Source organism: Gordonibacter pamelaeae 7-10-1-b (genome assembly GCF_000210055.1).
Lineage (GTDB): Bacteria > Actinomycetota > Coriobacteriia > Coriobacteriales > Eggerthellaceae > Gordonibacter > Gordonibacter pamelaeae.
Genome location: NC_021021.1, coordinates 2,303,375 through 2,310,935, shown reverse-complemented (window position 1 = coordinate 2,310,935; position 7,561 = coordinate 2,303,375). Strand labels below are relative to the sequence as shown.

Here is a 7,561-nt window from a genome sequence, read left to right as displayed (position 1 = left end):
CTCGCTCGAGCCCTCCACGGCGCCCGGCTCGGCCAGCGCGCGGCAGATGCCCGCGCAGCGGTCGAGCGCGTCGACCAGCTCCACGGCCTGGGCCACGTTGTTCATGAAGGGGTTGCGCTCGGGCGGGCGCAGCCCGGCCTTGGCGGCGGCCACCTTGGCGTTCTGCCCCAGATGCTGCCACGAGGCGTTGATGCGGGCGAGCGCGCCCGTGAAGAAGGGCGACCCCGTCTCCCTCACGCGCGCCAGCAGCGCGGCGGAATGCGGCACGGCGTACTCCTCCAGGTGCGCGCCCACGTCGTTCGCGTCGAACTCGATGCCGGCGTCCAGGAAGCGCGCCGTGTCGGAGCACTCCACCGGGTAGTAGTCGGGCTCCACCATGGCCAGCATGTCGCCGGCCGTGGCGATGCGCGGCACCGGGAAGCCGGCGAACAGGTCCACGGCCGCGGCCGCGAACGCCGCGAACGAGTCCATCTTGTCGGCCAGGGCGCGGTACTCCCCCGCCCCTATCTCGTGGGTGAAGCCGCCCACCACCGCCGTGATGGGGTGGATGGACCGGCCGCCCACGGCCGTGCACAGCTCGTTGCCGAGCGCCTTCAGGCCGAGCGCCCCCTCGAACAGCGCCGGGTCGCTCTCGGCCAGCGGGAACACGCTCTTCTGCCCCACGAAGTCGGGCGCTGCCAGCACGAACAGGTGCGTGGCGTGGTTCTGCAGGTACGACCCGTACACCAGAAGCTCGCGCAGGGCCCGGGTGCGGGGCGTGACCTGCACCCCGAAGATGCGCTCGATGGCCTTGAGGTCGGTGACCACGTGGCTGGCCGAGCAGATGCCGCAGATGCGCGAGGAGATGTAGGACACCTCGCGCCAGCTGCGGCCGCGCACCATGCTCTCGAACAGGCGCGCCGGCTCCACCACGTTCATCTCCACGGTCTTCACGGCGCCGTCCTCGATGACCACGTGCACGTTGCCGTGGCCCTCCACCCGTGCGATATGGTCCACGTGTATGGCGGTTTTCGTCATGGAAGCTCCCTACTCGCTCGCCGCTAGGGCGGGATTCACCTGGTTGAACATCTCCAGCGCCTTGTCGAAGTCAGCCACCGGCACGCCGTAGCGCTCGCACGCCTCGCGCGCCGAGGGCAGGTTCGCGTCGGGCGACAGCCCGCGGCACCCGTTGCAGGGCCTCCCCAGGTTCACGCAGCGCGCGCCGCACCCGGCCCGCGTCACCAGACCCAGGCACAGCTGCTGCTTGCCGAAGAAGCAGCTCGTCTCGTTGCGCTTGCAGTCGCCGCACATCGTGCGCGTGGGCACGGCCTTGTTCGAGCCGTAGAGCGCACGCTGGAGCACGTCGATGAAATCGAGGGAGTCCACCGGGCACGTGCGCACCTCGAAGTCGACGTCGATGACGGACCCCACGGGCTGCGGCGCAACCATGTCGCCGCAGGCCTCGGGCACGAGGTCGTACACCTGGCCCGGCCGCTCGGAGAAGCCCGCCGCCGCCATGCCGGGTATGCCGGCCGTGGTGGCGCAGGCGCCGATGGCGATGACGGCGCCGGCGCGCTCGCGCAGCTGCCGCACGGTCTCCTCCGCCTCCACGGTGGTCACCGCGCCCTCGATGACGGCGACGTCGAAGGCGTCGGGCATCGGCTCGCTCGAGGTGAGCTGCCAGTAGCGCAGGTCGATCTGGCCGAGCACGTCCAGCAGGTGCTCCTCGACGTTCGTGATCTGCAGCTGGCAGCCGAAGCAGCTGGCCAGGCCGACCACCACGACGCGGGGAGGCTGCGGTTTCTCTTGGCAGGCTATGCAGTATCCGCTCATATCACATCGACCCCTGAATGTTCTTCGCTTCCCAGTAGTTGAACACGGGCCCGTCGATGCATACGTACTGGTGCCCGATCTGGCAGTGGCCGCACTTGCCCATGCCGCACTTCATATGGCGCTCGAAGCTCACGTAGATACGGTCGTAGCTGATGCCCTTCTTGCGCATCTCGTCGATGGCGAACCGGTACATCACCGGTGGCCCGCACAGCGCCCCGAACGTGTTGGGCGCGTCGATCTCCAGATGCTCGAACGGCTTCGTGACCAGGCCAACCTCTCCATCCCACGTATCGTCGGGATGGTCGACGGTCAGGTAGAGGTCGAAGTCCTTGCGGTGGCGCCACATCTCAAACTGCTGGCGGAACATCACCTCCGAGGGGTTCTTCGACCCGTAGATGATGGTGACCTTGCCGAACTCGGAGCGCTCGTCGTGGATGTTGTTGATGAGCGAGCGCAGCGGCGCGATGCCCAAGCCGCCCGCCACCAGCAGGATGTCGTGGCCCTTCATGTCCTCGATGGGGAACCCGCGCCCGAACGGGCCGCGCAGCCCCACGACGTCGCCGCACTGCATCTCGTGCAGCACCTTGGTGAACGCGCCGGCGCGGCGCACGCACAGCTCGATGAAGCCGCGCTTCGTGGGCGAGCTGGAGATGGAGATGGGCGCCTCGCCCACGCCAAAGATGGAGACCTCGACGAACTGGCCGGGCTCGTGGGAGAACGCGTCGCGGATGCGGTCGTCGATGAGCCGGAACTCGAACAGCTTCTCCGTCGCCGTCACGTCGATGATGGACGTGATGCGGGCCGGCCAAGGCCGATACGGGTTGGCGGCCATCATCTCCTCGCCGGTGAGCGGTGCGGGCCCGCCCTCCAGCGGATGCACCTGAACCGTGGAAACCGCGCAGCTACTCGGCATCGCAGGCCCCCTTCCTCTCGAAGAACTCCAGCACCTCGATGGGGTTGATGTTCGCCTTGCACGCCGTCACGCAGCGCCCGCAGCCCACGCAGAGCATGCGGTCGTGGTTGGCCAGGAAGCCGTTGAGCTTGTGGTACATGCGGTGCCGGACGCGGTTGCGCCCGTCGGCGCGGAAGTTGTGCCCGCCGGCCACCTGGGCGAACTGCGGCGAGGTGCACGAATCCCACGTGCGCTCGCGCACGCCGGTGCGCCCGTCGGGGTCGAGCGTGTCCTGGATGTCGAAGCAGAAGCACGTGGGGCACACGGCCGAGCACGCCGTGCAGGCCAGGCAACGGCCCCCGAGCTCCTCCCAGTACGGGTCCTTGTGGAACGCGTCCATGAGCATGGCCACGTCCTGGATGTCGGGGATGTCGCCGTTGAACGCCTCCTGGCGCCGCCTCGTCGCATGGCGGAACTCGATGCGGTCCTCGTCGGTGGCCACGCGCGGGCTGCACGCCGCCTCCAGGATGTTCGCCGCCTCCACGCTGGAGATGCTCACGAGGTACTTGCCGCCGATATCCTGCAGGAACAGGTCGTAGCCGAAACGGGCCTCGTCGGCGCCCCAGAGGTGGCAGAAGCACGTGTCGGTGGGCATGCAGCTCACGCCCACCACGAGCGTGGCCGCCCGGCGCGCCACGTAGTAGGGGTCGGGGTAGCGGCCGTCGCGAAACACGAGGTCGAGCCGGTTCAGCGCGTTGATGTCGCAGGCATGGGCGCCGAAGATGACGCGGGGCGTGATCTCGGCGGCGAAGGACGCCACCTCCTCCGCGCGGGCATCGAAGGGAAACAGCGTCTCGGTGGGCGGCAGGAAGTACTTCTTGGGCGATGAGACGGTCGTGTCGTAACCCAGCTCTATGTCGTGATAAGATTCCACGGCCTCGAACACGTAGCTCCGGTCGCGCTTGACCGGAGCTACCACTTCATAGGATTCCATGAAAGCCGACACGAGCGAGGGAAGTTCTGAGGCATCGATGACGCGATAGAGCATGCTCTCGTCCTTTTCTCGTCTGGTGACCTGCTAATGCGTAACAGAATACCCGCCCAGCGGACCAGCCGCGAGAACTATTCGAAGAAGATGCCGATTTCTCGCTCGGCGGACTCGGGGCTGTCGGAGCCGTGGATAACATTCTCGTCCATGATGAGGCCGAAGTCGCCGCGGATCGTGCCGGGGGCCGCCTCCGCCGGGTTCGTGGCGCCCATGAGCGAGCGGCACTTCGCCACCGCGCCCTCGCCGGACACGACCATCTTCACCACGGGGCCGCTGGTGATGTAGGAGATGAGGCCCTCGTAGAACGGCTTGCCCTCGTGCTCGGCGTAGTTGGCCTTGGCCTGCTCGTCGGTGACCATGCCCAGCTCCATGCGCTCGACGGTGAGGCCCGCGCGCTCGAAGCGGTTGACGATCTCGCCGATGTGGCCGTTGCGCACGCCGTCGGGCTTGATCATGGTGTAGGTCTTCTGCACTGCCATGTGGTTCCCTTTCTCTCTTTTATACAGACATGAAGAAAGTGCGCGCACGCGCGCGCACTTTCGGTGAACCCGGTTAGTTCTGGCTCGGGAAGTAGAGCTCGACGCTCGACACCTTCCAGCCGATCATATCGCGCACGAGCGACACCTTGTACTGCACGTCGCCGCCCTGCTCGGTCTTGGCCGTCACGTACACCGTGGAATCGCTCATGGACTTGTCCACGCCGTCGATGGCGGGGTTCGCGTCGGCCACGAGCGGCTCGACCATGGTCTTGGCCTTATCGGCATCGACCTCCTTGGCGAACACGGTGGAAGACGCGGCCTCGGGGTTGGCGAACAGCTCCTTGACCACGGTCTCCTGCGTCGGGTAGCCCCAGCCCTGCGTGTACAGGAACACGGCCGCGCCGAACGCCACCACCACCAGAAGCACGATGGCCACGAGCACCTTCAGCCCCACGTTGCGGCGCTTGCGGTCCTGCTTGGCCAGGCCCTTCGACCATTTCTCCAGCTCTTCGTCGCTTGCGTTGAAGAAGTGGTCGCCCGCCTCGGTGCCGGAGTACGCCTGCTCGCCGTAGGCGTCGGCGTAGTAGTACGGGTCCTGCTGGCCGTAGGCGTAGGCGCCCTCGTCGGCGTACATGGGGGCGCCGTCGGCCGCCACGTCCAGGCCGGACAGGTCGCCGGCAGAGGCCACGGCGGGCATGACCTGCGTGATCTCGGAAGTGCCCTGGGCCACGGCCGCGATGGCGCGCTGGTAGTCCACGCTCGCGGAGTCGGAGAGGTAGTACGTCTTGTCGGCGATGGACTGCTCAAAGGCGTTCACGGCCTTCTGCATCTGGCCGCACGCCACGTAGGCCTGCCCGAGGTTGGCATAGAGCTTGTTCTTCGTGTCGGGCTGCATGCCGAACTGCAGCGCGCTCTCGTAGGAAGCCACGGCGTCGGCCGGACGGTCGAGCGCCATGAAGCACACGCCCAGGTTCAGCAGCGCCTTCGTGGGGTCGGGGTTGCCCTCGTCGAGCGCCGCCTCGCGGAACGCCACGCCCGCCTCGGCGGACTTGCCCAGCTTCAGCAGCGCGTTGCCCATGCCGGTGTAGGCCTTGTACGGCGTGTCGTACTTGGCGTCTGACACGGCTATCTCGAAGTGCTTGACCGCGTCCTCGTAGTCGTGCAGCGCCGCGTAGGCCATCCCTAAGTTGTAGTTCACCGCGCCGCACGCGTCGTAGGCCGCGTCGGCCGTGGCCTGCGTGTAGGCATGGATGGCCTCGTTGCAGTCCTTGAGCTTGACGAGGCAGTTCCCTATCTGGTGGTAGAGCAGCCCCATCTCGCCCGGCGCGAGCGGGTGGCTTCCATCCTGCAAGCACTGCGTGAACGCCTGGAGGGCGCCTGCATAGTCCTTCGCGGCATAGACCGCGCGGGCTTGCTGGAATAGGTCGTTGTTCATCTGCTTCCTTACGTTTGGTCGAGGGCGCCCGGCTGGCGGGCGCCCTGATGCGCTATTCGGCGGCGTTCTCGATCTCCACGTGCTCGATCACATCGCCCACGCGCAGGCTGCCGATGACGTCCAGGCCCTCGATCGTGTCGCCGAACACCGTGTAGCCCGAGTCGAGCATGGGCTGGGCGCCCAGGCAGAAGTAGAACTGCGAGCCGGCGGAGTTCGGGTCCTGCGAGCGGGCCATGGCCAGCGTGCCGTCGTTGTGCTCGTTGTGCGGGTTCGTGGTGTACTCCTCCTTGATGGAGTAGCCCGGGCCGCCCGTGCCCAGACGGGAGCGGGGGCTCTTCGTCACGTTCACGACCTCCTCGGAGGACAGCTCGCGCGTGTTCGGGCAGCCGCCCTGGATCACGAAGCCCGGCACGTAGCGGTGGAACTTCAGGTCGTCGTAGAAGCCCTTGCGCGCCAGCTCCACGAAGTTGCCCACGTGGATGGGGGCGTCCTTGCCCTTGAGCTGCACGCGGATCGTGCCCTTCGACGTGGTGATGACCGCGATCTCGTCGCCGGTCGGCTGGTATTCGGGCGTGTACTGCGCCATGGTGGCTCCTTTTCCTTGCTTGCATACGTCGCGTCGCGCCCCGGCCGGAGCCGGTTGCGCCGCGTGGGCGAATTACCACATACGATTGGGAATTTTAGCAGGTAACGCCCGGCCCAGGTGAAAAATCGTATAACATTCACGCGCCTGTGGACGGGGCGTTTGAAAGGGCTGAAAGGGTTCGGAAGGCGCGCCGCACGTGGCCGCCCCCGCAAAACCGCGCGGCAGCCCCTCGGGGCGGGCGCGCCCGGGAGCGGCGCCCCCTCGACGCGGGCGGAAGCGTCATTCCCGCTCGAACAGGCTCGCCACCTCCACATGGTGCGTCTGGGGGAACAGGTCCACGGGTTGCGCGCGCGCCAGGCGGTAGCCGTTTTGCTCGAAGCGGGCCACATCGCGCGCCCAGGTGGCGGGGTTGCAGCTCACGTAGGCCACGCGCGCGGGAGCCGCCTCGGCGATGCTCTCCGCCACGCCGTCGGCGAGGCCGGCGCGCGGCGGGTCCACCACGAGCGCGTCCAGCCCGCCCAGCTCGGGCAGCTCGCGGGCGGCGTCGCCGCCCACCACCTCGATGTCCACGCCGTTCATCTCGGCGTTGCGGCGCAGGTCGCGCACCGACGACCCGGCGGCCTCGATGGCGATGACGTCGGCCCCGGCACGGGCCAGCGGCACGGAGAACGTGCCGCCGCCGGCGTACAGGTCGGCCACGAGCAGCCCGTCCAGGCCCTCGGGGCCCTCCTCGCCCATCCGGCCGCCCAGGCCCTCCACGACCTCCGCTGCCAGCTTCTCGGCCTGCGCGGTGTTCACCTGGAAAAACGACGGTGCGCTGGTCAGGAAGCGCGCATCGGCCAGCTCCTCGCCCCAGCAGCCCTTGCCGTCGAGGGTCTCCACTCCCTTTATCTTGCGCGCGCGCCCGGGGTCGGCCAGCACGCGCACGATGCTCGTGGCCTTGAGCGCGCTCTTGAGTGTCTTCGCCACATGCGCGCGGGGGAACGCGCCGGGCTTGGTCCACAGCGCGATCTCGGTCTCGCGCGTGCGCACGCTGTGCCGCACGCCCACCCGGAAGATCCCCAGGTCGGCCGAGCCCTGCGCGAAGCGCAGCGCGCCGCGCAGGGCCTTCGGCGCCTTGGCCACGGCATCGTGGGCGAGCGGGCAGACCGCCGGCGTGGCTATCTCGTGCGTGCCCTCGCGATGGAAGCCCAGCAGGAACTCGCCGTTCTCCGCGCGCGCGGCTCCCAGCTCAAGCTTGTTGCGGTAGCCCCACTGCCGCTTGCTCGGCAGGCAGGGGCGCACGAGGTCCTCGGCGCGCACGGCTTCG

At 68.1% G+C, this 7,561-nt stretch carries 8 protein-coding genes; all 8 read right to left on the bottom strand.

Going from position 1 to position 7,561, the window contains the following annotated elements:
• Positions 1-1,017, bottom strand: a 1,017-nt coding sequence (locus tag GPA_RS10805) for a Ni/Fe hydrogenase subunit alpha (RefSeq protein WP_041239490.1), incomplete at its 3' end; no start/stop codon positions are given.
• A 9-nt stretch (positions 1,018-1,026) separates the two neighbouring features.
• Entirely contained in the window at positions 1,027-1,812 is a 786-nt protein-coding gene (locus GPA_RS10800) for an NADH-quinone oxidoreductase subunit B family protein (protein WP_015539889.1), read from the bottom strand.
• A 1-nt stretch (position 1,813) separates the two neighbouring features.
• Entirely contained in the window at positions 1,814-2,725 is a 912-nt protein-coding gene (locus GPA_RS10795) for an FAD/NAD(P)-binding protein (RefSeq protein ID WP_041239489.1), read from the bottom strand.
• Positions 2,715-3,752 carry a 4Fe-4S dicluster domain-containing protein gene (locus GPA_RS10790; protein WP_015539888.1) on the bottom strand — a complete coding sequence of 346 codons (1,038 nt, stop codon included), beginning with the start codon at positions 3,750-3,752 and terminating at the stop codon, positions 2,715-2,717. The genes GPA_RS10795 and GPA_RS10790 overlap by 11 nt, the downstream gene beginning before the upstream one ends.
• Positions 3,753-3,826: 74 nt before the next feature.
• On the bottom strand, positions 3,827-4,231 hold the full coding sequence (gene ndk / locus GPA_RS10785; RefSeq protein WP_015539887.1) for a nucleoside-diphosphate kinase: 405 nt from the start codon (positions 4,229-4,231) through the stop codon (positions 3,827-3,829).
• A 73-nt stretch (positions 4,232-4,304) separates the two neighbouring features.
• Positions 4,305-5,666, bottom strand: coding sequence for a tetratricopeptide repeat protein (locus tag GPA_RS10780; RefSeq protein WP_015539886.1), 1,362 nt, complete (start codon positions 5,664-5,666; stop codon positions 4,305-4,307).
• A 52-nt stretch (positions 5,667-5,718) separates the two neighbouring features.
• The gene (locus GPA_RS10775; RefSeq protein WP_015539885.1) at positions 5,719-6,252 is read right to left on the bottom strand and encodes a peptidylprolyl isomerase; all 534 of its coding nucleotides are present in this window, start codon (positions 6,250-6,252) and stop codon (positions 5,719-5,721) included.
• A gap of 279 nt (positions 6,253-6,531) precedes the next feature.
• Positions 6,532-7,561 (bottom strand): 23S rRNA (uracil(1939)-C(5))-methyltransferase RlmD (gene rlmD, locus GPA_RS10770; RefSeq protein ID WP_083809077.1); only part of this gene is annotated, 1,030 nt, incomplete at its 5' end.

Excerpts from the sequence above, each read along its gene's own strand:
- GPA_RS10800 (WP_015539889.1), bottom strand. The coding sequence starts at position 1,812 with ATGAGCGGATACTGCATAGCCTGCCAAGAGAAACCGCAGCCTCCCCGC.
- GPA_RS10795 (WP_041239489.1), bottom strand. The coding sequence starts at position 2,725 with ATGCCGAGTAGCTGCGCGGTTTCCACGGTTCAGGTGCATCCGCTGGAG.
- GPA_RS10790 (WP_015539888.1), bottom strand. The coding sequence starts at position 3,752 with ATGCTCTATCGCGTCATCGATGCCTCAGAACTTCCCTCGCTCGTGTCG.
- ndk (WP_015539887.1), bottom strand. The coding sequence starts at position 4,231 with ATGGCAGTGCAGAAGACCTACACCATGATCAAGCCCGACGGCGTGCGC.
- GPA_RS10780 (WP_015539886.1), bottom strand. The coding sequence starts at position 5,666 with ATGAACAACGACCTATTCCAGCAAGCCCGCGCGGTCTATGCCGCGAAG.
- GPA_RS10775 (WP_015539885.1), bottom strand. The coding sequence starts at position 6,252 with ATGGCGCAGTACACGCCCGAATACCAGCCGACCGGCGACGAGATCGCG.